This window comes from Candidatus Rokuibacteriota bacterium (assembly GCA_030647435.1).
Taxonomy (GTDB): Bacteria; Methylomirabilota; Methylomirabilia; order Rokubacteriales; family CSP1-6; genus AR37.
This window is the reverse complement of record JAUSJX010000007.1, coordinates 1-26,222: the sequence shown is the minus strand read 5'-3', so window position 1 is coordinate 26,222 and position 26,222 is coordinate 1. Positions and strand designations below refer to the sequence as shown.

At 69.0% G+C, this 26,222-nt stretch carries 18 protein-coding genes and 1 pseudogene; all 19 read right to left on the bottom strand.

Annotation, left to right across the window (positions count from 1 at the left end; genetic code table 11):
- Positions 1-115: 115 nt before the first annotated feature.
- Positions 116-1,786: an iron ABC transporter permease gene (locus tag Q7W02_01070; GenBank protein MDO8474781.1), complete on the bottom strand. Its 1,671-nt coding sequence runs from the start codon at positions 1,784-1,786 to the stop codon at positions 116-118.
- Positions 1,779-2,846 carry an ABC transporter ATP-binding protein gene (locus tag Q7W02_01065; protein ID MDO8474780.1) on the bottom strand — a complete coding sequence of 356 codons (1,068 nt, stop codon included), beginning with the start codon at positions 2,844-2,846 and terminating at the stop codon, positions 1,779-1,781. The genes Q7W02_01070 and Q7W02_01065 overlap by 8 nt, the downstream gene beginning before the upstream one ends.
- A gap of 3 nt (positions 2,847-2,849) precedes the next feature.
- The gene (locus Q7W02_01060) at positions 2,850-3,980 is read right to left on the bottom strand and encodes an extracellular solute-binding protein (GenBank protein MDO8474779.1); all 1,131 of its coding nucleotides are present in this window, start codon (positions 3,978-3,980) and stop codon (positions 2,850-2,852) included.
- Positions 3,981-4,014: 34 nt separating this feature from the next.
- The gene (locus Q7W02_01055) at positions 4,015-7,275 is read right to left on the bottom strand and encodes an adenylate/guanylate cyclase domain-containing protein (GenBank protein ID MDO8474778.1); all 3,261 of its coding nucleotides are present in this window, start codon (positions 7,273-7,275) and stop codon (positions 4,015-4,017) included.
- A gap of 43 nt (positions 7,276-7,318) precedes the next feature.
- Positions 7,319-7,801, bottom strand: a pseudogene (locus Q7W02_01050) (alkyl hydroperoxide reductase).
- A 281-nt stretch (positions 7,802-8,082) separates the two neighbouring features.
- On the bottom strand, positions 8,083-9,579 hold the full coding sequence (glpK, locus tag Q7W02_01045; GenBank protein ID MDO8474777.1) for a glycerol kinase GlpK: 1,497 nt from the start codon (positions 9,577-9,579) through the stop codon (positions 8,083-8,085).
- Positions 9,576-10,400: a glycerophosphodiester phosphodiesterase family protein gene (locus tag Q7W02_01040; GenBank protein ID MDO8474776.1), complete on the bottom strand. Its 825-nt coding sequence runs from the start codon at positions 10,398-10,400 to the stop codon at positions 9,576-9,578. Before Q7W02_01040 ends, glpK begins: the two co-directional genes overlap by 4 nt.
- A 1-nt stretch (position 10,401) precedes the next feature.
- Entirely contained in the window at positions 10,402-11,202 is an 801-nt protein-coding gene (ugpE, locus tag Q7W02_01035; protein MDO8474775.1) for a sn-glycerol-3-phosphate ABC transporter permease UgpE, read from the bottom strand.
- A gap of 92 nt (positions 11,203-11,294) precedes the next feature.
- Entirely contained in the window at positions 11,295-12,179 is an 885-nt protein-coding gene (locus Q7W02_01030) for an ABC transporter permease subunit (GenBank protein MDO8474774.1), read from the bottom strand.
- Positions 12,180-12,196: 17 nt separating this feature from the next.
- Positions 12,197-13,528: a sn-glycerol-3-phosphate ABC transporter substrate-binding protein UgpB gene (gene ugpB / locus Q7W02_01025; GenBank protein ID MDO8474773.1), complete on the bottom strand. Its 1,332-nt coding sequence runs from the start codon at positions 13,526-13,528 to the stop codon at positions 12,197-12,199.
- A 135-nt stretch (positions 13,529-13,663) separates the two neighbouring features.
- Positions 13,664-15,289: a glycerol-3-phosphate dehydrogenase/oxidase gene (locus Q7W02_01020; GenBank protein MDO8474772.1), complete on the bottom strand. Its 1,626-nt coding sequence runs from the start codon at positions 15,287-15,289 to the stop codon at positions 13,664-13,666.
- The gene (locus tag Q7W02_01015) at positions 15,286-16,065 is read right to left on the bottom strand and encodes an HAD-IIA family hydrolase (protein MDO8474771.1); all 780 of its coding nucleotides are present in this window, start codon (positions 16,063-16,065) and stop codon (positions 15,286-15,288) included. Before Q7W02_01015 ends, Q7W02_01020 begins: the two co-directional genes overlap by 4 nt.
- Positions 16,066-16,484: 419 nt before the next feature.
- On the bottom strand, positions 16,485-17,945 hold the full coding sequence (locus tag Q7W02_01010) for an NADH-quinone oxidoreductase subunit N (GenBank protein ID MDO8474770.1): 1,461 nt from the start codon (positions 17,943-17,945) through the stop codon (positions 16,485-16,487).
- Positions 17,942-19,456 (bottom strand): NADH-quinone oxidoreductase subunit M, encoded by a 1,515-nt coding sequence (locus Q7W02_01005; GenBank protein ID MDO8474769.1) that lies wholly within the window; start codon positions 19,454-19,456, stop codon positions 17,942-17,944. The genes Q7W02_01010 and Q7W02_01005 overlap by 4 nt, the downstream gene beginning before the upstream one ends.
- On the bottom strand, positions 19,453-21,333 hold the full coding sequence (gene nuoL, locus Q7W02_01000) for an NADH-quinone oxidoreductase subunit L (protein ID MDO8474768.1): 1,881 nt from the start codon (positions 21,331-21,333) through the stop codon (positions 19,453-19,455). Before nuoL ends, Q7W02_01005 begins: the two co-directional genes overlap by 4 nt.
- A 77-nt stretch (positions 21,334-21,410) precedes the next feature.
- Entirely contained in the window at positions 21,411-22,304 is an 894-nt protein-coding gene (locus tag Q7W02_00995; GenBank protein MDO8474767.1) for an ABC transporter permease, read from the bottom strand.
- Positions 22,304-23,260, bottom strand: coding sequence for an ABC transporter permease (locus Q7W02_00990; GenBank protein ID MDO8474766.1), 957 nt, complete (start codon positions 23,258-23,260; stop codon positions 22,304-22,306). Before Q7W02_00990 ends, Q7W02_00995 begins: the two co-directional genes overlap by 1 nt.
- 43 nt (positions 23,261-23,303) lie before the next feature.
- Positions 23,304-24,968, bottom strand: coding sequence for an ABC transporter substrate-binding protein (locus Q7W02_00985; GenBank protein ID MDO8474765.1), 1,665 nt, complete (start codon positions 24,966-24,968; stop codon positions 23,304-23,306).
- Positions 24,969-25,462: 494 nt separating this feature from the next.
- Complete coding sequence (locus tag Q7W02_00980; GenBank protein MDO8474764.1) at positions 25,463-26,089, bottom strand: transposase; 627 nt, start codon at positions 26,087-26,089, stop codon at positions 25,463-25,465.
- Positions 26,090-26,222 lie beyond the last annotated feature (133 nt).

Here is a 26,222-nt window from a genome sequence, read left to right as displayed (position 1 = left end):
TATCACAGCGTTTTGGGGAAGACAAGGCGGCGCAAAGCGCTTATTTCATGGGTGAAACAGCCCATCAGGCTCCGTCGGTTCCGCACAAAGCCATCCATCCGACAGCACGTGAAGCCTAGCCGAACACCCCGCCCATGCGCCCGGCCGCGAGACGGTTGATGATGACGACGCTAAGCGCGGCGACGGCGATCAGGATGACGCCGAGCGCGGCCGCCTCGCTCGACGAGCCCGCGATGTAGAAGGCGAAGATGCCGTTGGTGATCATCTCCCAGCCGCCGAGGGCCAGGAAGAGCACGGCCGAGGCCTCCTGGAGCGAGGTCATGAAGGAGAAGAGGCTGCCCACGACGACGCCCTTCCAGATGAGCGGCAGCGTCACGTCGCGAAAGACGCGCAGGCCCGAGGCGCCCACGCTCGCGGCCGCCTCCTCCATCGAGCGGTGGACGAGCTGCAGCGAGGAGTAGGCACCGCGTACCGTGTACGGCAGGCGCCGCACCGCCAGCACCAGCGGCATGACGATCCAGTAGGAGGTCAGGCCACGGTCGAAGCCCGGCAGGTCGAAGTGGAAGGCGCGGATGTAGGCGATGCCGATCGCCGTGCCCGGCACCGCCAGGATCAAGGTGTTCAGCGAGTCGAGCGCCCCGCGCCCCGGCATCGTCGAGCGGCCGAGGATCCAGGCGATGGGCACGCCGACGGCGATGCAGAGCACCACCGCGAGCCCCGAGTAGAGGAAGCTGTTGACGATGTACTTCGGGGTCTCGACGATGACGCGCTCGAAGTGCTGGAGCGTGTAGGAGAGCGGCAGCGGCGTCAGCGACCACCCCCTGCTGAAGGCCGCGAGCGCGACGCCGACATACGGGATAAAGGACAGGAGCATCAGGATCGAGAGGAACCCGACGGCCGCGGCCTGGCGCGGCGGGGAAAGACGGCGGCGCGCAATGGTCGAGTAGGACAGGGACGAGTAGTCCTTGAGCCCGACCCAGCGGCGGGCGACCAAGAGAAAGACGACGGCCAAGAACACCATCAGCGCCGAGATGACGATGCCCATCCGGAAGATCCGCCGGTCCACGAACTGGACGATGTTGAGATAGGCCTGGGGCGCGAGGAGATCCTGGACCCCCAGGATGAGCGGCGTGGCGAAATCGGAAAAGGTCCAGATGAAGACGAGGAGCGCGCCCGCGACGTAGCCCGGCGTGGTCAGCGGCAGGGTGATCGTCCGGAATTTCGTCCAGCCGCGCGCCCCGACGCTCTCGGCCGCCTCCTCGAGCGCGGGGTCGATCTTGCCGAGGGCGTCCACCACGTTGAGCGTGATCATCGGGAAGAGGTGGAGGGTCTCCACCAGCACGACGCCGTGGATGCCGTACAGGAAGTTGATGGGCGTGAGCATGTCGAAGAGGTCCATCAGCAGCACGTTGACCGAGCCCGCCCGCCCCAGGATGAACGTGAAGCCGAGCGTCCCCACGAGCGGCGGCGAGATGATGGGGATCAGGGTCAGGTAGCTGAAGAGGCCCCGGCCCCGAAAGTCGTAGCGCACCAGGAGGAACGCGACCGCGATCCCGATCACGGAAGACGCCGCGACGGTCGCGACACCGAGGACGAGCGACTTCCAGAGCGCGCGCAGGTAGAAGCTGTCGGTGAAGAAGCCGGCAAAGTTGGCGAGGGTCAGCCGCCCCGCCTCGTCGGTGACCGCGTCGTAAAAAATGCGCGCCAGCGGGTAGACGAGGAACAGCGCGAGGAACAGCCAGATGAGCCCGACTCCGAGGGCTCCCTTCGCGCGGGACCTAGGCATCGTCGGCGACGGCCAGGGTCACGGAGGCGGGAAAGCTGACAACGATCTCTCGACCGATCGGCAGCGGCTCGTGGTGCCACGGGTCGCGGATGTCGGCCTTGAGGACCTGGCCGCCCTGGGCCTCGACGTCATACCGGAGGGCGTTGCCGAGGTAGGCGACGAAGCTCACCCGGCCGCGCACCACGTTGCCGCCGTTCGCCGCGGCCGCGCCGATGGCGACATTCTCGGGGCGGATCGCGAGCACGCACCGGTCGCCGACGGGTCCGCTCGGGACGGCGCGGAGCCGGCCGAGCGCGGTGTCCACGACCAGCTCGCCGCCGGCGCGCTCGCTGACCCGCCCGGGCACGAGGTTGTTGGTGCCGACGAAATCCGCGACGAAGCGCGTACGCGGACGCTCGTAGAGCTCCTTCGGCGCGCCGACCTGGAGCACGCGGCCGTCCTTCATCACCGCCACGCGGTCGGAGAGCGACAGCGCCTCCTCCTGGTCGTGGGTGACGTAGATGGTCGTGATGCCGAGCTCCTGCTGGAGCTTGCGGATCTCGGCGCGCACCTGGACGCGGATCTTCGCGTCGAGGTTCGAGAGCGGCTCGTCGAGCAGCAGGATGTCCGGGTTGAGCACGAGCGCCCGGGCCAGGGCCACGCGCTGCTGCTGACCGCCCGAGAGCTGCCCCGGATAGCGCGACTCCAAGCCCGTGAGGTTGACCTTGCGCAGCCCTTCGTGGAGCCGCGCCGCCACCTCGGCCGACCCGAGCTTCCGCAGCTTGAGGCCGTAGGCGACGTTGGCCGCGACCGTCATGTGGGGCCAGAGCGCGTAGTTCTGGAACACCATGCCGATGTTCCGCTCGTAGGGGGGCAGGCCGCTCACCACGCGATCGCCGAAGCGGATCTCGCCCGCGTCGGGCTGGTAGAAGCCGGCCAGGAGCCTCAACAGCGTCGTCTTGCCGCAGCCCGAGGGGCCCAGGAGCGTGAACAGCTCGCCGTCACGCACGGTGAGGTCGGCCCGATCCACCGCCGTGACGGCGCCGAACCGCTTGACGACCTCGCGGATCGTGATCTCCACGGCCTACTTCTTCTTCAGGTCCTCCCACTTGGTCTCGATGTCGCTGCGGAAGCGCACCTTGAGCGCGTCGGAGCGCTTGGCGGCGACGGCCTCGTCGTAGACATTGGCGACCTCGCGGTCGAAGTACGAGCGCACGCCGCCCGTGAACTCCACGGCCAGCTCCGCCGTCGAGCCGGGCGCGCCCTGGACCTTGAACTTGGGCGTGATCGGGAAGAGCCCGCGCTCCATGAAGACCCTCTGGCCGCGCTCGGTCAGGAGGAACTCGATGAAGGCCCGCGCCGCCTTGGGGTTGCGCGCGCCGGCCAGGATGGCCATCGGCTCGGGTGTCACGAAGGCGTACTTGGGCGCGACGAACTTGATGTCGAAGCCAGCCAGCTTCTCCTCGAAGGCCATGTAGGAGGGCACCGCGAAGCCCGCGGCGAACTCGCCCTTGGCGACGACGGTCGGCACGTCACGGCTGCGCGCCGTGAAGTGTCCCGTGTTGGCGGCCAGGCGCGCCAGCCACTCCCAGCCCTTGTCCTCGCCGTAGAGCGAGAGCATCACCTCGTACGTCGCGTTGGACGAGGACGAGCGCGTCGGCGCGCATTGGGCGACCTCGCCCTTGAGCTTCGGGTTCAGCAGGTCGTCCCACTCCTTCGGCTCCGGCGCCCCCAGCCGCTGGATGCGCTTGGGGTTGTACACGAGCCCGTACGGCTCGAGCGCGGTGCCGACCCAGTAGCCGTCCTTGTCCTTGAGCGGGATCGGCTTGGGCTTGCCGATGGAGGCGGGGATGGAGTCCCACGCCGCCTTGGAGATCTCGACCTTCTGGAGGAGCTTCTGCTCCGCGAGCTTCTCGAACAGCGCCGACTCGCCGCCCCAGAAGATGTCCACCTCCGGCTTGCCCTTCCACTCCGTGATGCGTCCGTAGGCGACGGGCGTCCCGGCCGGGATGGCGCTGACCTTGACCGTGACGTTCCACTTCTCCTTCGCGTAGTCGGCGAAGGCCTTGAGCGCCGCGTCGTGGATGAACTTCGACACGGGGGTGATGAGGTTGAGCTCGCCCTCTATCGGGGCCTGGGCGTGACTCTGCCCCGCAAGACCGCAAGGGCCCAGCAGAGCCGCCAGCGCTGTCAGGGCTGCAATGAATCGAACCATGGACGCCTCCTTATCCGGGATTTCGGACCGGATCCTAATCGAGAAACGGCAAAATCACCAGCGAGTCCGGGCTGACGCCGGTGCGCTCGCAGACGGCCTGTGCCTTTTGCATGAAGCGCTCGGCCTGGACCTCATCGCCCATCTCGAGATACAGCGTGGCGAGACCATCGTAGCAAGGGAAGAGCAGCTGCGGCTCGCCCGCCGCCTCGGCGAGGGTCTGCGCTTCGCGATAGCACTCGAGCGCTCGTGCGGGATTGCCGCCGTGACACTGATAGATCTGCCCCAGCACGATCAGCGGAATCGCGAGATGGTCGACCTGGCCCAGCCGCCGGTCGAGGTCGATCGCTGCCTGCGCGGCCACCACGCCCTCCGACTCGCAGCGATTGGTCAGCGCACAGAACGCGACGGCGAGGTTCGCATAGAGTCGCGACTGGAACCCGAGGTCGCCGATCTTCATCGCGGTCTCGAGGCCGCGCTGGCACGTCTCGATCCCCCGGCCGGGATCGAGCGTGCTGTAGAGCACGCCGAGGTTCGTGTAGCCGCGACACGCCGCGCGCAGCAGGCCGTGACGCTCCGCGACCTCGACACTCCGCTCGGTGTGCCGCACCGCCTCCTCGAGGTGCCCGGTGCGCGCGAGTGCCACGCCGAGCGTGGTGCACGCCTGGGCGATCGCGGTCGCTCCTTCGCGCACCTCCTCCGCGTCCGCACCGGCCGCCGCAGTCACCCGCTCGGCCTGTGCCAGCGCCCGCTCCGCCCACTCGATCGCGCGCTCGTTGTCGCCGTTGCGAAACGCCAAGCGCCCGATCTCCTGGCAGACGTGCGCACGCTCAATGTGCTCCGGGCCATCGAGGAGCTCCAGTGCGGCGTCGAGACAGGCCTGGGCGGCGTCGCGCTCTCCGGCGTCCCAGCGCAGCGCGGCGACTTTCCGCAGCAGCCGCGCCTGCGCCGGGTGGTCCGCCGCCGTCGCCCAGCCCGCCCGCGCCCCCTCGTAGTGCGCCAGCGCGTCGGCCCGGCGGCCCATGGGCCCAAGCAGATCGCCGAGGCGCTCGCGCACGACGAGAACGTCGCGTTCGCAATCCCTGCACTCGGCGAGCGTCGTGAGCGCGCGCGCATAGTGCCGCACCGCGTCGTCGTTCGCGTAGATCGCGCGCGCCCAGTCCCCCGCGGCCGTGAGGTAGCGCACCCCGCGCGCGCGGTCGGCGCTCAGGCTGAAATGGTGGCCGAGCGCCTCGATGTCCTCCAGGCGCTCCGGGGCGTCGCCGCAGGCGCGTTCGAGGCCTGTGCCCGCACGCCCGTGCAGCTCGACACGCCGACTCACGAGGAGGTTCTGATAGAGCACCTCCTGGACGAGCGCGTGCTCGAACCCATGTCGCCGGCCCGCTGCGTCACGTCCGATTTCTCGGAGCAGCCCCGCGTCCAGCAATCGGTCGAGGCGCGCCTCGACACCAAGCGGATCAGTCGCCACCGTGCGGAGCAGCGATTCGTCAAAGACCGGCCCGAGCACCGACGCCTCCTGGATGAGGCGCCGCTCGTCGGACGGCAGGCGATCGAGTCGGGAGAGGAGGAGCGCCTGGAGCGTGACCGGGACCTCGACCGCAGTACCGGCCGCCCGGCACGTCCAGCGGTCCCCGTCCCGCGCGAGCACACCGTCGGCGATCAGGGCGCGGACGACCTCCTCGACGTAGAGCGGGTTGCCTCCCGCGCGCGTCACGATGCGCGCGCGGAGCCCCGCCGGCATCACACTCGACGAGGCGCCGAAGAGGCCGGCGAGAAGCGCCTCGGTCTCCGTGTCGGAGAGCGACGCCAGACGGATGATCGTGTGCGCGGCACGGCTCAGCGCCAGCGGCCGGTCACCCGACTGGGGCCGCAGTGACGCCACGAGCATGAGGGGCCGATCGTCGAGCCGGTCCACGACCTGGCGCAGCAGCTCCACCGAGGCCGCGTCCGCCCACTGGAGATCCTCGACGACGAGCACGAGCGGGCTCTGCGCCAGGCGCCGCTCGAACACGGTCCGCGCGGCGAAGACGATCTGTCGGTGGAGCTGCTCGGGCTCGACCTCGGGCACGCGCTCGCCCGACTCGAGGCCGAGCACGTAGCCGACGAGCGGCGCCACGCCTTCCGCCTCCGCGCCGCTCGCTCCGATGGCCTGCAGCCCCTCGACGAGCTTCCGCCGCGCGACCTCGAGCGTGTCCGACGTGGAGATCCCGTAGGCGTCACGCAGGAAGGTCGCGAACACGCCGTAGGGCTGCTCGCCGAGCGAGGAGCAGGCGGCGCGGCGAACCGTCACGCCGGCGAGGCGTCCATCCGTTTCGAGGCGCCCAAAGAATTCGGCGAGGAGCCGCGACTTGCCCGCGCCGGCCTCGCCGACGAGGCTCACGACCTGGGCCCGCCCGCGTGTCATCCGCTCGAACGCCGCGAGCAGCAGGCCGACCTCATCGTCCCGGCCGATCAGCGGCGCCACGAGCCCGAGCGCCTCCAGACCGCGGGTGGGCCGCGGACCCGCGAGCACGCCGAGCACGCGATAGGCGCGGACCGCGTCCGACTTGCCCTTGAGCGCGAGATCGCCGAGCGGCTCGAAGGCGAAGCGCTGCTGCGCCATCCGGTATGTGCTCTCACTCGCGAGAATCGTGCCGGGCGGTGCGGCGGCGAGCAGGCGTGCCGCCGTGTTGACCGTGTCGCCGGTCACCGCGTACGCGCCGCCGGCGGGGGTCCCGAGGCTCCCGGCGACCACGGGTCCCGTGTTAATGCCGATGTGCAGCGTCACCGGCTCACCGAGGCGCGGCTCCCACTGGCGGCTGAGCGCCCGGATCCGCTCGAGGAGCGCGAGGCCGGCGCGCAGCGCCCGCTCCGGATCGTCCTCGTGCGCCACCGGGGCGCCGAAGACCGCCATGACTGCGTCGCCCACGAACTTCTCGACGAAGCCGTCGAACCGCTGGATCTCCTCAGCCATCATCCGGAACAGGTCATTCTGGAACGCACGCACGTCCTCCGGGTCGAGTCGCTCACTGAGCGCGGTAAACCCGGTGAGATCGGCGAAGAGCACGGTGACACGGCGGCGATCGGCGTCGCGGTCCGCCGCCGGAGCCGGCGTGGGCGCCGGCTGCTGCGCCGCCGTGCGTGGCGGTGGCGCGACGGCGGTGGGAGCCGAGAGCGCCGCGCCGCACTTCGGGCAGAAGGCGAAGTCGGACGCGCAGGCGAAGCCGCACGCCGGGCATGCAGCGGGCAGCTTGCACCCGCACTTGGGACAGAACGCGAAGTCCGATTGCGCCTCGAAGCCGCAGCCCGGACACGTCATGGCCGCGACCGTCCGGAGCAGGGGGGCCGATCGCCCCCGGGCATCACAGCGCCCGCGCCGCCGCCATCAGCTCTTCGTCGGTGGGAAAAAGGGGGAGGCCGGCGAGGCCGGCGTTGGCGCCTTCGATGCTCGCCCACCGCACGACCCCGTCGCGGTCGAGCAGGAAATGGCCGGTAAATTGTTCCTGGTGGCGCTGCATATCAGTGTCGTCGGTCTCGACCTTCTCGAAGCCGTCCAGCCCGTCGATCGCGGCGTAGGCCTGGCCGGCCTGCACGGGTACGCTCAGCTTGCGGGCCAGCTCGTTCGCCTTCGCCTCGATCGTCTCCCAGATCTCCGGCGTCATCGAAGTATTCGGAACGCCGAAGGCCCTGTGCGTGAGGAGGTCGGGGTCGGCGGCCGTCGCGAGCGGCACCGGCCGGTAGCGGAAGTAGAGGCGGGCGCGCTCGGCCGGCGACGCGACGACCGCCAGCGTCTCGACACCGAGCTCCTTGAGCTTCGCCGCGGTCCGTCCCAGCTCGACGAGCTGGCGCCGGCAGAACGCTCAGTACAAACCGCGCAGGAGCACCAGAAGAACCGGGCTCCGGCCGCGGTAATCGGCCAGCGACACATCCCCCGCCCGATGGACGGCCGGGAGCGCAAAGTCTGGCGCTGGTTCGCCCGGTTGTACGCTTGCTCGAGTCACGGTGCGCATGCCTCCTTATAATGGTTCAGCACTTCGGACTCCGTCGCGGGAGCCGCTCGATGCGTTCGAGAATCTGCCGGAAGAGGGTTCGTGTCAAGTGGCTCTCGGCCAGCTCGAGGATATAGTTACGGCTCCGCCCAGCCCCGGGCGCGCTCGACTGCCCGGCGCCAGCCGGCATAGCCCGCCTCGCGAGACGAAGTGACCGCCGACGGCGTGAAGCGGCGCTCGAGGCGCCAGCGGCTCGCCAGGTCGCCCGTCTTCCACAGCCCGGCGCCCACCCCGGCGAGGAACGCGGCACCCATCCCCGTCGTCTCGGTGACGGCGGGGCGGAGCACCTCGACGTTTAGCACGTCGGCCTGGAACTGGCAGAGAAAGTTGTTGGCCGCGGCGCCGCCGTCCACGCGCAGCGCCTGGAGCGGCGCGCCCGCCTCGAGCGTCATGGCGTCGAGCACGTCGCGGTTCTGGTAGGCGATCGCCTCGAGCGCGGCGCGCGCGATATGCGCCTTGGTGGTCCCGCGGGTGAGCCCGACAAGCACGCCGCGCGCGTACGGGTCCCAGTAGGGCGCGCCCAGGCCCGTGAAGGCCGGAACGAGGTAGACGCCGCCCGTGTCGGGCACCGACGCGGCCAGGCCCTCGGTCTCGGCCGCGCTCCCGATGATGCCCAGGCCGTCGCGGAGCCACTGGACCACGGCGCCGCCGATGAACACGCTGCCCTCGAGCGCGTAGGTCACCGCGCCGTCGAGCTGCCAGGCGACGGTGGTCAGGAGGCCGCGCTCGGACGCGACCGGTTTGTCGCCCGTGTTCAACAGAAGAAAGCAGCCGGTGCCGTAGGTGTTCTTGGCCATGCCGGGCTCGAAACAGCACTGGCCGAAGAGCGCCGATTGCTGGTCCCCGGCGATCCCCGTCACCGGGATCCCGGCGGGCAGGATGCCCGCGGCCGTCTCGCCGAAAATGCCGGCGGACGGCTTGACCTCCGGCAGGAGCGCCGCCGGCACGCCGAGCGCCTCGCACAGCGCCTCGTCCCAGCGGAGCGCGCGGATGTCGTAGCAGAGCGTCCGCGAGGCGTTGGACGGGTCCGTGGCGTGCACGGCGCCGCCGGTGAGCCGCCAGAGGAGCCACGAGTCCACGGTGCCGAAGCAGAGCTCGCCGCGCTCGGCGCGCTGCCGCGCCCCCGGCACCTCGTCGAGCAGCCAGCGGATCTTGGTGCCGGAGAAGTACGGGTCGAGCATGAGGCCGGTCTTGCGCCTGAACTCGGCCTCGTGCCCTTCGGACTTGAGGCGCTCGCAGAAGGGCGCCGTCCGGCGGCACTGCCACACGATAGCGCGGTGCACGGGGCGGCCCGAGGCGCGCTCCCACAGCACTGAAGTCTCGCGCTGGTTGGTGATACCGATGGCCGCGATGTCCGCGACCGCGACGCGCGCCGCGGCGAGGGCCTGGCCGATGGCCTGAGTCGTGGTCTGCCAGATCTCCTCGGCGTCGTGCTCGACCCAGCCCGGCTTGGGGTAGTACTGCGGCAGGAGGACGTAACCGCTCCCCCGGACCGCACCGTCGGGGTCCACGACGAGCGCGCGGGAGCCCGTCGTGCCCTGGTCCAGCGCCAGGACGAACCGGCGCGCCGTCATCGCCCGAGAAGGGTCTTGGCGACGTCAGGCTGGTCGGTGATGAGGATGGCGACGCCGGCGTCGATCTGACGCTTCATGCTCGCCGGGTCGTTCACCGTCCAGGCGCCGAGCCCGATGCCGGCCGCGCGGGCCTGCGCCACCGCCGCCGCGTCCACCGCGGTGTGCTCGACTCCGATGAAGCGAACGCCCGCTGAGCCCAGCGTCTGGAGCTCCTCCGCCAGCGACGTCCGTCCAAGCATGCGCGCAGAGTAGAGCGCGCACGTCGCGACGTCGGGGCGCAGCTCGCGGACACGCCGCCACGTGGACGCCTCGAAGGCCATGACGACTGTCGCCCCGGCCATGCCGTGGCGGTCGAGGATGGCCAGCACCTTCTCCTCGATGCCCGGGTAGCGCGCGCGCGACGGGTCGACCTTGATCTCGAGGAGCATGCGCCGTTTGCCCTTCGCCGCCACGGCCGCGACCTCGTCGAGCGTCGGCACGGTCTCCTCCGTCAGCGCGCCCGTCCTGTCCTTGAGGCGCAGCGCCTTGAGCTCGGCCACCGTGCGGTCCTTGACTGGACCTGCTCCCGTGGTGGTGCGCTCCAGCGTCGGGTCGTGAATGACCACGACCTCGCCGTCCCTCGAGAGGTGCACGTCGAACTCGATGAAATCCGCGCCCAGGGCCACCGCGTTCCGGAACGCGAGCAGGCTGTTCTCGGGCCAGAGCAGCGACCCGCCCCGGTGCGCGGCGAGGAGCGTCGCGGGCTTGTCCTGCGCGCCGGCGGATCCCGCGATCACGGCAACAGCGCCCAGCGCCCAGCCCATCACGAGCAAAGTACGCATGCTATTTCTCGCTCTCGACGAGGCCCTTCACGAACCAGCGCTGCATGAAGATGATGACGGCCACCGGCGGCAGGAGCGCCATCATAGCACCGGCCATGATGAGGTTCCACGTCGGCAGCTCCGTGCCGCTCCGCGGGATCAGCCCCTCGAGCCCGATGACCACGGTGCGCATCGCCTCGCTGTTGGTGATCAGGAGAGGCCAGAGGTACTGGTTCCAGCCGAAGATGAAGAGGACGACGAACAGCGCGGCGATGTTCGCCCACGACAGCGGCAGGAGGAACTGGAAGAGGAAGCGCATGGGCCCCGCGCCGTCGAGCTGCGCGGCTTCGGCGAGCTCGTTCGGGATCGTCATGTAGAACTGCCGGAAGAGGAAGGTCGCGGTCGCCGAGGCCATCAGCGGGATGGTCAGCCCTTGGTAGGTGTTGATCCAGCCGAGGGTGCCGACGACCTCGTAGGTGGACATGATGCGGACGGGCACGGGGAGCATGAGCGTGAGGAAGATCATCCAGAAGCAGAGCATGCGCCCGCGGAAGTCGAAGTAGACGATGGCGAAGGCCGACAGGATGGAGATGACGATCTTGCCCACCGCGACCGTCACCCCCATGACGAAGCTGTTGAAGAGCATCCGGCCCATGTGGGCCTTGCGCCAGGCCTCCGCGTAGTTCTCGAGGAGGTGCAAAGACGGGTAGAGCCGTGGCGGCCGCTGGACGACCTCCTGGATATCCTGGGTCGAGATCACGAACGCGTAGTAGAGCGGGAAGACGACCACGGCGATGCAGGCGACGAGCAGCGCGTGGACGATCGCCCTCTGCCACGGGAACGGCTTCTTCCGCTGCGCGACCACGGCGCCGGCCCGCACCCGCGCCTGCTCGAGCTGCCCGGCGCCGACGGCGCTCACCGGTATGTCACTTTCTTCTCTGCGTACTTGAACTGGAGCATGGTCAAGCCGATCACCAAGGCCATCAGGATGACTGACTGCGCCCCCGACGAGCCCGCGTTGAGCCCGATGAAGCCGTCCTTGTAGGCTTTGTAGACCATGATCATCGTCGCGTCGCCGGGCCCGCCCTTCGTCACGGCGTCGATGACGCCGAAGGACTCGAAGAAGGCGAAGACCATGTTGAGGACCACGAGGTAGAAGGTGATGGGCGAGACCAGCGGGAAGGCGATCTTCGTGAAGCGGCGCAGCGGCCCCGCCCCGTCAACGTCGGCCGCCTCGAGCACGGCGCCGGGGATGGCGAGGAGCCCCGCGATGAAGAAGGCGATGTTGTAGCCGAGGTGCGTCCACGCGGTCGCGGTCACCACCAGGGCCATGGCGACCCAACCCTTCAGCAGCCAGTTGAACTCGTAGTCCGTGATGAAGGACAGGAAATACGGCAGGACGCCGTAGGTGGGGTGAAAGATGAAGAGGAAGATGATGCCCGCCACCGCCGGCGCGATGCCGTAGGGCCAGAGCAGCAGGGTCCGGTACGCCGAGAGGCCCCGGATCTTCTGCGTGGCCAGCGCCGCCATCAACAGCGACCCCGCCACCGCAAGCACGGTCACGCTCCCGGCGAAGAGGATGGAGTTGACGACGCTCCGGTAGTACTCGGGGTCGCCCAGGAGCTTGGCGAAGTTCTCGAGCCCGATGAAGCGCGTGCTGTCGCCGAAGGGATTTACCCGGTAGACCGACAGCTGCAGCGACTTGAACGCCGGCCAGAAGAAGAACACGACGGTGACCGCCATCTGCGGGAACACCAGCAGGTATGGCAGCCACCGGCTCCTGAAGACCGTCCGCTGCATGCGTCGGGCGCGGGCGGCTACTGCTTGTTGGCCGCCGCGAACTCCTTCAAGATCTCGTTCGACTTGGCGACGGCGGCGTCGAGTCCCTGCTTGGACGTCTTCTTGCCGGCAAAGATGTTCTCCATCTCCGCCTCGATGACGTCACGGATCTGGACGAAGTTGCCGAGCCGCAGCCCCTGGCTGTTCGCGGTCGCCTTCCCCTTGGTCAGCTGCGCGAAGGCCGTGAACTGGTCCGGGAACTTCTTGAAGTGGTAGCCCGCCTCGAGATTCTTCACGGCGGTGTTGGAGATCGCGAGATAGCCGGTGGTGACGTGCCACCACATCTGCTGGTTGCTCTCGGAGAGGAACTTGAGGAACTTGGCCGTGCCGCGGTTCTCGGCGGCCGGCTTGCCCTTCATCACCCAGAGCGTGGCGCCGCCGATGATGGAGGTTGCCTTGTTGTAGGGCGGGCCCCAGTGCGGCAGCTGTCCCGTCCCCCACTGGAACTTGACGCCGCGCGTGAAACCGCCGATGAGCGCCGAGGACTGGATGTACATGGCACACTCGCCGTTGACGAACTTGGGGTCGGCCGTCCCCGCCCTCCCGCCGTAGGAGTAGACGTTGTCCTTCTGCCAGGCGGCGAGCCGGCCCAGGTGCATCACGCCGAACTCCTTGTTGATCAGGAGCTGGACGTCGACCGCTTCGAACCCGTTGCGCTTGGTCGCGAAGGGCTGATCGTGCCAGGCGTGCATGTTCTCGACCATCGTCCACGACGGCCAGCCCGTCGAGAAGCCGCACTTGGCCGCGCCCGCGGCGATGATCTTCTTCGAGTATTCCTCGACCTGCTTCCAGGTCTGCGGTGGCTTCGACGGGTCGAGCCCCGCTTTCTGGAAGGCCTCCTTGTTGTAGTAGAAGATCGGCGTCGAGGAGTTGAACGGCATGGAATAGAGGTTGCCGTCCTTCGAGTAGTACCCGACGACCGGCGCGATGAAGTCCTTCCACTCGACCGCGATCTCCTGCTCCTTCATCAGCTGGTACACGGGGAGGACCGCGCCGGACAGCAGCATGGTCTGCGTGCCGACCTCGAAGACCTGGACGACGTGCGGCGCCTGCTTCTGCCGGTAGGCGGCGATGGCCGCGGTCAGCGTCTCGGAATAGGAGCCCTTGCGGAGCGGCTTGACCTCGTACTCCGACTGGCTCTCGTTGAACTGCTTCACGAGCTCGTTGGTGGCGTCGCCCAACTGGCCGGTCATCGCGTGCCAGAAGTGGATCTCGGTCTTGGCCGAGACCGGCGCGGGCGCGAGGGCAATCACCGCCCACAGGGCGCAGGCCCACGTGGCCGAGCGCAAGAGGGTCGTGGTACGTGGCATGGCTGTCCTCCTCGTCAGGGGTGAATCCATGGGGATGCCGACGCCCGTGATGCTACCGGTGGCGTGTATCGATCGCGTTGCGGGCTCGTGAAGTTTGCGCATCGTTGCGCCAAGCGGGAGGGACTATAGCACGAATCAGGGGCCTCGGAACCTCAGGCTCCGGTCCACGCAGCCGCGGTAGGCGTCGAGCTCGGCGTCGAGCCGGCGGGGGGACCAGCCGAGGAGCGCGCCCATGCGCGAGCCGATCGTCTCGTAGCAGTCGAGGCCGAGGCAGGCGCTCTGGCCGATGGCGGTGCGCCGGAGGAGGAAGTCCTGGAGCGAGACGGCCATCTCCTCGGCCACCGCATGGTGCAGCTGGGCCACGATCTCGGGGTTGTAGGGGCACAGCCGCGCGGTGCCATCGGGAAGCTTCTTCGCCAGCTCGAGCACGCGCGGGTAGCCGCGGCCGTAGGTCTCGACGAGGATCTGGAGGGTTTCGCGCGACAGCCCCGTCGCGGCGATCTCCTCGGACACGTCCAGCCACGCCCGCGCCTCGACCTTGCCGGCTTCGTCGTCGAGCCCGTCGAGCGTGAGCCCGGCCGTCCGCGAGGGCGCCCGGCGGCCGAGCGACCTCATCACGCGATCCCCGACCTCCTCGGCCAGGCTCCTGAAGCAGGTCAGCTTGGTGCCCGTGATGGAGAGGAAGCGGCCTTCCGGTCCCTCGACCACGACCTTGTGGTCGCGGGAGACCTTGGAGGCGGAGGCGCCCTCCTCGAAGGCCAGCGGCCTCACCCCGGCCCACGTATAGACGACCTGGTCGAAGGCCACGCGCGGGTCGGGCAGCGCCGGGCGAACGGCATCCAGCAGGTACTCGACCTCCTCGCGCGTGGCCCAGAGACGGTCCGGGTCGCCGTCAAAATCGGTGTCCGTGGTGCCGACCATGGAGAACTCGCGCCACGGAATCACGAAGATCATGCGGTCGTCGCCCGTCGAGAGGTAGACGGCCCGGTCCGTCATGCGCGGCAGCATGCAGTGGATGCCCTTGGTCGTCCGGAGGATGGATCGACCCGCCTCGCTCACGCCCGCCAGCTCCCGCAGGCGGTCGACCCAGGGCCCGGCGCAGTTGACGATGACTGGGGCGCGCACGGCGTGCACCCGGCCGGTCAGGAGATCGCGCACCCGCACGCCGTCGATGCCCCCGGAGCCGCGCGTGACCTCTTCCACCTCGCAGTAGTTGTGCACGCGGGCGCCGTGGCGGGCGGCGGACAGCGCGTTCTCGAGGCAGAGCCGCTCGGGGAAGAGCAGGAGGTCGTCGAAGTAGTAGCCGGCCCCGCGGAGGTCCCGCGCCTGGATGGACGGCTCGAGGGCGAGCGCGTCCACCGCCCGGACCACGCGGAAGCGCTCCCGCTTCCTGCCCGGCGTCAGGAGGTCGTAGAGCCACATGCCGATGCGAACGGTGATGAGCCCGCGCTTGGAGCCGCGGTAGACCGGGACCAGGAAGGGCAGCGGGCGCACGAGGTGCGGCGCCAGACGCTCGAGCGTCTTCTTCTCGCGGAGAGATTCGCGGACGAGCCTGAAGTCGAACAGCTCGAGGTAGCGCAGGCCGCCGTGGATGAGCTTAGAGGACTTGGAGGAGGTGCCGGAGGCGAAGTCGCCCTTTTCGAGGAGGGCGACCGAAGCGCCGCGAAGGACCAGGTCGCGCGCCACGCCCGCGCCCGCCATCCCGCCGCCTATCACGACGGCGTCGAAGGTCGCGGTATCGATCCCGTTCAGCCGGCTCACGCGATCAGCTCCCGGACCGATCGTAGCACGTGGTCGGGAGCGAGCGCGGCGATTCGCGGGTCGTCGGGGCGCGTGACGCCGGAGAGCACGAGGATGGTCGCGAGTCCCATCCGCTTGCCCATGACCATGTCGGTCTCGATGCGGTCGCCGACGATGACGGAGTCCGATGCGGGGCAGCCGAGGGCCTGGAGCGCGACCTCGAGGATGATGGGCGAGGGCTTGCCCACGATGGCCTCGACTTTGCGGTCGGTGACAGCTTCGACGGCCGCGATCATGCCGGCGCAGTCGGGGATCTCGCCGCCCTCGACCGGGCAGGTGCGGTCCGGGTTGGTCGCGATGAGCCGCGCGCCCTGCTTCACGGCCTGGAGCGCCGTGTTGAGCTTGGCGTACGTGAAGGTCCGGTCGAAGGCGATCACCACCCACCGCACGCGTGGGTCGTCGCGCACCTCGAAGCCGTGCGCGCGCATCTCCGCCAGCATCGGCGGCTCACCGATGACGAAAACCGGCGCGCCGGGGTCGAGGGCGCGGAGGTGGCGCGCGAGGACGAGCGACGAGTTGATCACGTCGTCGGCCGAGGCCGGCACCCCCAGGCGGCTGAGCTTGGCGGCGTAGTCCTCGCGGGTCTGGAGCGGCTTGTTCGAGAGAAAACCCACGCGCCTGCCGTCGGCGCGCAGCGCGGCGATGGCCTCTGCCGCGCCGGGGATCAGCGCCTCGCCGAGGTAGATGGTGCCGTCGAGGTCGAAGAGCCAGCCGCGGTACGGAAACCTGATCGCCAATTAGGATTCCGTCCCGGAAGTTCGCGTGCAGATTAGTGGACGGGGACGGGGGTGCCCTCCCCGGACCACGCTGACTCGCAACCCGCTATCCCTTCTCGTCAGGGGCCACGAGACTTCAGTCCGCCGCTTCGACGACCCGCAGAAGATACGGGTCCGGGGAGGGCACCCCCGTCCCCGTCCTCCGCTGTGCGTCGATCGACTTCTCGCGTCCTGAGTCAGCGGGGCGTCCACTCGCGCGAAGCCGGGTGGGGCCGGGGGCCCTCCCCGTGGACCCGTATCTTCTGCGCGTTGCCGAAGCCGACAACCGGGATCTCGTGGCTCCTTAGGAGACGCTCCAGCGGGGCGCGAGTCAGCGTGGTCCACGGGGAGGGCCCCCGGCCCCGCCCGGCGCCTCATCAGCGGATTTCTGGGTCGGGACACTAGCGGAGGAGCGGCAGGACCGCTGACTGTGCCAGATCGAAAATCGGCGCGGGCATGATCCCGAGCTGAATCACGCCCCAGAGGGCGACGACCAGGGCGAGCGCGCCCGCGAAAGAGGGCGCGAGCACGGTCGGCGTCCCTTCCGGCTCGCGCATGTACATGCTGACGATGACGCGCAGATAGTAGTAGGCCGCCACGGCCGAGTTGAGCACGCCGATGACCGCCAGCCAGATGTAGCCCGACCGGATCGCGGCGCCGAACAGGTAGAACTTGCCGACGAAGCCCGCCGTCGGCGGAATGCCGACCAGCGAGAGAAGGAACACGGACAGCGCGAGCGCCGCCAGCGGGTGACGCGCCGCGAGACCGGCCGTGTCCCCGATGCGCACGGCCTCCTCGCCGCCGCGCTCGAGCAGCAGGATCACGCCGAAGGCGCCGGCCGTCGTGAACGTGTACACGAGGAGATAGAAGAGCACGCCGCCGTTGCCGAAAGAGCCGCCCGCGACGATGCCGACCAGCATGTAGCCGACGTGGGCGATGGAGGAGTACGCGAGCATGCGCTTGAGGTTCTGCTGGGCGATGGCGACCACGTTGCCGAGGGTCATGCTCAGCACGGCCAGCCCCCAGAAGAGCCACGCCCACTCGCCCTGGAGCGGCCGGAGCGCCACGAGCAGCACCCGCACCAGCGCCGCAAAGGCCGCGGCCTTCGATCCGGTGGCGATGAATGCCGTCACCGACGTCGGGGCGCCCTCGTAGACGTCCGCCGTCCACATGTGGAACGGCACCGCGGAGATCTTGAAGCCGAAGCCCACCAGGAGGAGCCCGAAACCGATCAGGAGCAGCGGGTCACGCGCCGCCCCCGCGGCAACGGCCGCGCCGATCTTGTTGAAGTTGGTCGAGCCCGTCGCGCCGTAGATCAGCGCGATGCCGTAGAGGAAAAAACCCGAGGCGAAGGCGCCCAGCAGGAAGTACTTCATCGAGGCCTCGCCCGCCTCGATCCGCGTGCGGAAGATGCCCGCCAGAACGTACAGGGCCAGCGACATGGTCTCGAGCCCGAGGAAGACGACGATCAGGTCGTTGGCGCCGGCCATCACGACCATGCCCGTGGCGGCGAACAGCACGAGGATGTAGAACTCGCCCGTCTCCATCCCCAGGCGCTGCAGGTAGTCGATCGACAGGAGCAGCACCAGCCCCGTCGCGTACCCGATGACGAGCGTCAGGAACAGGGTGAAGTTGTCAAGCACGACCATGCCCTGAAAGCCGGACTCTTCCGAGCCCCAGAGCAGCACCGTGGCGACGAGCGCGGCGGCGACCCCCGCCAGCCCCACGAAGGCCATGTGCTCGCGGCGCTGCCGCGGCGGCAGGAGATCGAGCAGCATCAGGACGAAGCCCGTCACCGCCAGCACCGCGGCCGGCGCGATGACGCGCAGGCTCACCACGGGGAGCAGGATCGAGTCTGTCATCGTGATGCCATCGCGGCCGTCGCGGCCGCTTTCGTCTGGACCTGGGTGATGAGCGCCTGGACGCTCGCCTCGGTCTTGCCCGTGAACGCGACCGGGTACACGCCGATCCAGACGATGAAGACAAGCACCGGCACCAGGATGACCCACTCGCGGAGGGACAGGTCCGGGAGCCGGCGGTTCTCTTCATGCGTCACTTCGCCGAAGATCACCCGCTGGTACATCCACAGGAGATAGACGGCGGCGAAGATGATCCCCGTCGTGGCGAGCACGGCTGCCGGCCGGTGAACCTGGAAGGCGCCGACCAGGATGAGGAACTCGCCCACGAACCCGTTGAGCCCCGGCAGGCCGATGGAGGAAAGGGTCACGATGAGGAAGATCACCGAGAGCGCCGGCACGACGCTCCACAGCCCGCCGTAGTCGGCGATGAGCCGGGTGTGCCGCCGCTCGTAGAGCATGCCCACGATCAGGAAGAGCGCGCCCGTCGAGAGGCCGTGGTTGACCATCTGGATGATGGCGCCGACCATGCCCTGCGGGTTCAGCGTGAACAGTCCGAGCACCACGAAGCCCAGGTGGCTGACGCTCGAGTAGGCGACCAGTTTCTTCATGTCGGCCTGCACCGTCGAGACCCAGGCGCCGTAGATGATGCCGATCACGGCCAGCGCGAACATCCACGGCGCGAAGGTCATGGTCGCCTGGGGGAAGAGCGGCAGGCAGAAGCGGAGGAATCCGTACGTGCCCATCTTCAGCAGCACGCCCGCCAGGATCACGCTGCCCGGCGTGGGCGCCTCGGTGTGAGCGTCGGGCAGCCAGGTGTGGAACGGCCACATCGGCACCTTGATGGCGAAGGCCAGCGCGAAGGCGAGAAACATGAGGTTCTGCGCCCGGCCGGCGGGCAGCACGTAGCGCACGAGCACCGGCAGGTCGAAGGTGTAGGCGCCCGTCGCCGCCCCGTGGAGGAAGTAGAGCGCGAGGATGGCGACCAGCATCAGCAGCGAGCCGAAGAGCGTGTACAGCACGAACTTGACCGCGGCATATACCCTATTGGGCCCGCCCCAGATCCCGATGATGAGGTACATCGGGATCAGCATCGCCTCCCAGAAGACGTAGAAGAGGAAGAGGTCGAGCGCCACGAACACGCCCAGCATCCCCGTCTCGAGCAGCAGCATCGTGATCGCGAACTCCTTCCAGCGTCGCTCGATCGAGTGCCACGAGGAGAGCAGGACGAGCGGCATCAGGAAGGTCGTCAGCAGCACCAGCAGCAGGCTGATCCCGTCCACGCCCAGGTGGTACGAGACGCCGAGGGTGGGCATCCACGCGCGTTGCTCGACGAACTGGTAGGCGGACAGCGACGCGTCGAAGCGCGTGAACAGCGGCACCGAGACCGCGAAGGTCACGATGCTCGTTGCGAGGGCGGTCACCTTGACCATGCCCTCCCAGCGGCGCGGCAGGACGAAGATGAGGGCGGCGCCCACCACGGGCAGGAAGGTCACCGCCGACAGGACCGCTCTCACGGGCGCGCCGCGAGCAGGAAGGCGACCAGGGCGACCGCGCCCAGGAGCATCCCGAGCGCGTAGTTCATCACGAAGCCCGTCTGGATCCGGCGCAGCCCCAGCGACCATGCGACGACGGCCGATGCGACCCCGTTGACGAGGCCGTCGATCACCTTGACGTCAACGACGCGCGCGCACCAGAGGCAGAGACGGTAGATGGGCCGGACGAAGAGCGCGTCGTAGATCTCGTCGACGTAGTACTTGTTCAGCACGATCCGGTGCATCACGTTGCGCGGCACGCCGATGCGAGAGGCATCCACCGGGCCGCGGCCGTAGACGAGCCACGCGACGAAGACGCCGCCCACGGCCACCATGACCGGCACGGCCGCCAGCGCGAGCGCCGTCACGCCGCCGTGCTCCGCCAGGTGAAGCGGCAGCACCGGCGCCAGGAAGCGGGCGAAGGCCGTGCCCTGGGAGGACGGCACGCCGACGATGCCCGCGAGCGCTGTGAGGACGGCCAGCGCGGCCAGCGGCAGCGTCATGACAGCCGGCGACTCGTGGATGTGGTGCGCCGCCTCCTTGGACATGCGCGGCGAACCGAAGAAGGCCAGCAGGACCACGCGCGCCGTGTAGAACGCGGTCAGCAGCACGCCCAGCAGGAGGACGGCCCAGAGCGCCACGTGTCCTTCGTGGAATGCCGAGGCCAGGATCTCGTCCTTGGAGAAGAAGCCGGCGAAGGGCGGGATGCCCGCGAGGCCGATCGCCCCGACGAGGAACGTGACGGTGGTTACGAGCATGCGCGGCGCGATCCCGCCCATCTTGCGCAGATCCTGCTCGCCGTGGAGACCGTGGATGACGCTGCCCGCCCCCAGGAAGAGGAGCGCCTTGAAGAAGGCGTGGGTCACGAGGTGGAAGATGCCGGCGGCATACGCGCCGACGCCCACGGCCGCGAACATATAGCCCAGCTGGCTGATGGTCGAATACGCGAGCACGCGCTTGATGTCCGTCTGCGCGAGCGCGATGCTCGCCGCGAAGAGCGCGGTCAAGCCGCCGACCCAGGCGACGATCTCGAGCGAGAGCGGCGCCATCTCGAAGAGCTTGTGGCAGCGCGCGACCATGTACACGCCCGCCGTCACCATCGTGGCCGCGTGGATCAGGGCCGACACCGGCGTCGGGCCCTCCATCGCGTCGGGCAGCCAGGTGAACAGCGGCAGCTGCGCCGACTTGCCGCACGCGCCCATGAAGAGCAGCAAGGCGATCGCGAGGTACGTGCCGCCGCCGACGGCGTCGGTGGCCTTGGCAAAGACCTCGCCGTACGTGAGCGTGCCGAACGTAGTCCAGATGAGCATGATGCCGAGGCCGAAGCCGAAGTCGCCGACGCGGTTGACGATGAAAGCCTTCTTGCCCGCGTCCGAGGCCGACTGCTTCTGGTACCAGAACCCGATCAGGAGGTACGAGCAGAGCCCGACCGCCTCCCAGAACACGTAGAGGAGGAGGAAGTCGCCCGCCAGCACCAGCATGACCATGGAGAAGACGAAGAGGTTGAGGTAGGTAAAGAAGCGGGCGAAGCCGGCATCCCCGTGCATGTAGCCGGCGGAGTAGAGGTGGATCAGGAAGCCCACGCCGGTGACGACGAGCAGCATGACGGCCGAGAGCTGGTCCACCTGCACCGCGACCGCCGTCTTGAAGCCGCCCGCGCTGATCCATGGAAAGAGCTGGCCCACGTACGTCTCGCCGTGGAGCACGCGCGCGAAGACGAAGCACGAGGCGAGAAAGGACAGGCCCAGCGCGGGGACGGCGATCCAGTGCGCGAAGCGTCCGGTGAGGCGGCCGAAGAGCGCGTTGGCCAGCGCGCCCGCGAGCGGGAAGAGCGGGATCAGCCAGACGAGTCGTGACATTGTGCTTTTAGGTACAAACCCGCCACACTCTATCGGAAGGGGTGGGGGGTGTCAAGAACGCGGGGGCGCGGCGCGCGTCAGGAGCCGCGGAGCCGCGGGTCCAGCGTGTCGCGGAGCGCGTCGCCCAGCAGGTTCGTGCCGAAGACGGCCACGCTGATGGCGAGTCCGGGGTAGATCACGAGCCACGGCGCCTTCTGAGCGTACTCGGCGGCGGCAATCGACAGCATCCGCCCCCAGGACGGGTAGGGCTCCGGAATGCCGAGTCCGAGGAACGAGAGCGCCGCCTCGGCCAGGATGGCGCCGCCGACCTGGGCGGTGACCAGCACGACGAAGGGCCCGAAGGTGTTCGGCAGGATGTGAAGGAAGGCGACCCGCGAATGGCTGACGCCCAAGGCGCGGGCCGCCTCGATGAAGGCAAATTCGCGGATGGCAAGCACGCTGGCGCGAACGACGCGGGCAGCGCGCGGCGCGATCACCACCGAGATGGCGATGATGGTATTGATGAGCGAGGGGCCGAGGGCCGCCGCCATGACCAGGGCCAGGACCAGGATCGGAAGCGCCTGCATGATGTCCATCAGCCGCTGGGCGATCAGGTCCGTCTTGCCTCCGACGTAGCCCGATACGAGCCCGATCAGCCCCCCCGTCACCGCTCCCATGAGCGTGGAGGAGACGCCCACGAGGAGCGAGATGCGGGCGCCGTACACGACCCGGCTCCAAAGATCGCGGCCGAGGTTGTCCGTCCCCAGCCAGAACTCGGCGCCGGGCGCCACCAGCACGCGCATCGAGGTGCGGATCGGGTTGTGGGTGGCGAGAATCCCGGCGAGGGCGGCGGCGAGGATCAGGAGCAGCATCAAGAGCCCGCCGGCAGCGCCGAGGGGATTCTTTCGCACGAACAGCCAGAGGGCGCCACCCCATCCGCGCTCCTCCGGGAGGGCGGCCGGCACCGCGACGTCCAGCGCGCGGATTGCCATCAGGCCCTTCCGTACTTGATCCGCGGGTCGAGCCACGTGTAAAGAAGATCGACGGCGAGGTTGGCCAGCACCACCACCACCGCGATCAGCATGACCAGGTTCTGGACGATCGGGTAGTCGCGGACCTGGATGGCGTCGACCAGGTAGCGCGCCACGCCGGGCAGGTTGAAGACGGTCTCGGTGACGATCAGGCCCCCGATGAGGAACGCGAACTCGATGCCGATGAGCGTGATGACGGGCAGCGAGGCGTTCTTGAATGCGTGCCGCCATACCACCTGGGTCTCCCGCTGGCCCTTGGCCCACGCCGTCCGGATATAGTCCTCCCGCAGCACCTCGAGCATGGCCGAGCGCGTGATGCGCATGATGAGGGCGGAGCTGCGGTAGCCCACCGCCAGCCCCGGCAGGAGAAACTGGAACAGATTGGCGCCCAGGTTCTCGAATGGCGAGACGTAGGTCATCGACGGGATCAAGCCGAGCGAACGGACGAGCACCAGGATCACGATCATCCCGAGCCAGAAGGACGGCATGGACAGGCCGGCGAGGGACAGGACGCGCAGCGCGTAGTCGAGGGGACGACCCCGCCGCGTGGCGCTGATCACGCCCGCCGGCACGCCGAGAAGCACCGAGAAGCCGAGGGCCAGCACCGCCAGCTCCAGCGTGACGGGCAGTCGCGGCTTGATCACCTCCCACGCGGGAAGGTCGTAGCGATACGACTTGCCGAGATCACCGCGGACGAATTCGCCGAGCCAGTGCGCGTACTGCACGGCGACGGGCTTGTCGATTCCCAGCTCCGCCTCCAGGCGCTTGCGGTCCGCCTCGTCAACGTAGCCGGCCGACTCGAAAACGATGTCGGTGATATTGCCGGGCGCCAGACGCATGAGGACGAAGATGAGGATGGACATCCCCAGGAGGGTGACGCCCGCGATGACGAGACGCTTGAAGACGTAGACACGCATGGCGCTTCGGGGTCGGAGGCGAGGGCGCCCGGCCCCGTCTGCTTTACTTGTCCAGCCAGACGTCCTGGCGCCGGCTCACGTTGTAGATGGAGTTCTCGTGCACGACCCAGCCCTTGACGTGCGGCCACAGCACATAGTGTTGCTTGGCCCAGCCGAGGATCGGCCGCGCCCCGTCCGCCTGGAGCTTTCGATCGATCTCGTTAACCAGCGCGAGCCGCTTCTTCGGATCGAGGGTCTGCGACTGCTCGACCATGAGCCGGTCGATCTCCTCCGAGCAGTAGCCGGAGAAGTTCCGCTGCGATCCGCACCGGTAGTTCTCGAAGAGCTGGGCGTCGGGGTCGTCGATGCCGATGCCGGTGAGGTTCAGCGCGACCTGGTACTCGAGCCGGGTCATCTTCGGGTGCCAGACCCCGGTCTCGATCTGCTCGAGGGTGGTCTCGACCCCGATCTGCTGGAGTTGGTCGACCATCCAGCTCGCGGTGTCCACGTACAGCGCGAGCGCGCGGGTGGACAGCGTGAACTTGAGCGGATTGCCAGGGCCGAAGCCGGCCTCGGCGAGGAGCTTCCTGGCCTCGGCCTTTTGCTTGGCCGGATCACCCATCCCGGCGAGCCGGGCGACCTCGACGGCGGGCAGCCCCCAAACGCCGGCCGGCCGCGGCAGCAAAGCTCCGCCGAACGTGGCCGCGCCCTGCCGCGGCCCCACCAGGTACCCCTTGCGGTCGAGCGCCAGATTGATCGCCTGCCGCACCCGTCGGTCGTTGAATGGCGGCTTCTTGAAGTTGATGAGGACATTGTCGTTGACGTTGTTGTCCATCTCGACCACGACCAGCTTCGGCGCGCCCTTCTTGGCGTCCTCGGCATTCGTCCGGTTCCAGCCGGTGCCCGCCAGGTCGAGCTGGCCCGACTGGACCGCCGCAATCTGGGTCGAGCGGTCCCGGATGACCACGAACTTGATCCCGTCGAGGTACGGCCGGCCCTTGACGAAGTAGTCGGGGTTCTTCACGTACTCGATGTACTCGCCGGGCTTGTTCTCCTTGAGCTTGAACGGCCCGGTGCCGACGCAGCGGTTCTTGAACTCGGCGAGCGGCACGTGCGCCGGGTAGACGGGCGAGTAGCCCGAAGCCAGCATGGGGAGGAGCGACGGCTGCGGACGCTTGAGCCGGAAGACCACCGTGTACGAGTCCGGCGCCTCGATCGCGTCGATGTTCTCGAACCAGAGCTTGCGCGGGTTGACTTTGAGCTTGGCCTTGGCGTCGGGCGCCCCGCGCACCATGTCGAAGGTGTACTTCACGTCCTGCGACGTAAATGGCTTGCCGTCATGCCACCTGACGTCCCGGCGGAGGAAGAAGACCAGGTTCCGGTGGCCGTCCTGCCACGACCACTTCTCCGCCAGCTCGGGAATCAGCGTGTCGACGCTCTCCTGCTTCTTGGCTGGATCGTAGTAGACGAGGTTGTTGAAGCAGGGGCTGGCCTGCTGCGTCGTGGCAACGGTGGACTCTTCGTGGGGGGAGAGGCTCGGCGTCGCGGACAGCGGGTGGGTGACGAGCACCCCGCCGTATTTTGGAGTCTGCGACGCCTGGGGAGTCTGCGACGGCTGGGAGGTCGGCGAGGCCCGAGGCGCCTGCGCCCTGGCTGGGGCCATCGTGCCGAGCAATGTGAGGACGGATACCAGGGAGAGCAGCAGGGCAAGCGGCCGCGAAACTGTCATGGCGACCTCCGCGAAAACGGATCGGTTCGACGCCGGACCGTGAGCGAGAAGTGAGTCTAGCCGACGCCGGCCCTGCTGGCAAGTGCACGGAAGCGGGCGGAGGGGTGCGGCTGCGGGGCCGGGGGGGCGCCGCCGGGTGGCCGGGGCAGCAGCGAGAGACGGACTGCGCTGCGGGCTCCGTGAGGGCGCGGCGGGCGCGGGTGGGGCGGGGCCGGGCGGCGCGGGGGCGCCGGAGCGGGCACGGTGGGCGAGGATGGCCTGCCCGGCGAGGGGATCCTGCACGGTGGGATGACGCGCAGGCGGCCACCACAGCGGGGACAGGCGAGGACATCGAGAGCGAACCCGCGGCGCATCAGCGCGGCCCAGGTCCACGGGTCCGGGGTACCGGCGGCGCGGGGACTGGCCTCGAGCGAGCACACGGTGACGTCAGGGGACGCGCGGCCGTCGCGGACGCCCTGTGAGCGCCAGCGCGCCTGCGGGGCGAGGACGCCGTGCTAGCGCACCAAGGTGATCGCCGGGCGAGGCGTGATCGCGGCGAGCGTCTCCAGCAGTTCGATGGGCTCGAAGAGGCGAGGCGAGGTGCCATCGCGCCAGACCGTCTGCAGCGTGACGAGGACACGCCCGTCGGGCCGGAGCGGGACGCGGGCCTGGGCGAGCGGGGGGCGGAGGAGGTAGCGGCAGAGCTGTGCGAGGCGGGCGCGATCGGTGGGGGGGACCCAGACGCGGGTGTGGAGATCGACGCCGTCGAGCTGGGCCTGGCGGGGCCCGCGGGAGCTGACGGGGTCCAACGCCGGCTCGTCGCCGACGCGCCGGACGCGAGCGCCGGCGCGGGGACCGAGGGCGACGCGGCCCTGGACGGCGGCGCGGACGAGACCGGCCAGCCCGGGCGAGGGCTCGCTGAGGGGATCGGGCGGCGCGCGGTCATCTGCAGGCTCGAGCTGGCGGCGGGCGAGCCGCCGTCCCCCGCGGGCACGGACGGTGGCGAGGACGTGCGCCACGTCCTCGTCGCTCGGGAGGGGTGCAGGGTGAAAGGTGAGGTGTCCGGGTCGAGTCTCGCTGAAGGCGCCGTCGAGCACGAGCGTGTGGAAGTGGATATTCAATTGCAGCCCGCTGCGAAGCACCAGACAAACTAAGACAAAGCGCACTACCAAGGCCAAGCAGAACGCGACGAAGCCCCTTCGGCCTCGGACGGGTGAGCTCGCGAGCGGGCCGATGGCGACGATCCGGTTGCCAGTTCATCCGCTCTATGGCGAG